Genomic DNA, 236 nt, shown 5'->3' with positions numbered 1-236 from the left:
ATCCAGCTATTCGCGAAAGAATGTTGTCACAGTTAAACAGTCAGACCGCTCCTTATACCTTGTTTGTCGTTCCACTGCTTATTGAAAATAAGCTCACCACGCTTTGCGACCGCATACTTGTTGTCGATGTTAAACCTGAAACTCAGCTGGCTCGTGCGTCATCGAGAGATCATAATAATATTCAGCAAATTCAAGATATTATAAATGCACAAGTCAGCCGTGAAGAACGATTAAAA

1 protein-coding gene is annotated in these 236 nt (G+C 40.7%); it reads left to right on the top strand.

Annotation, left to right across the window (positions count from 1 at the left end):
* Positions 1–236: dephospho-CoA kinase (gene coaE, locus CUZ56_RS15545; RefSeq protein ID WP_126981211.1), on the top strand; the 236-nt coding region annotated here is incomplete at both ends.

The organism is Saezia sanguinis (assembly GCF_003991585.1).
In the GTDB taxonomy this organism is placed as follows: domain Bacteria; phylum Pseudomonadota; class Gammaproteobacteria; order Burkholderiales; family Burkholderiaceae_C; genus Saezia; species Saezia sanguinis.
This window is presented reverse-complemented; position numbering and strand designations above follow the sequence as displayed.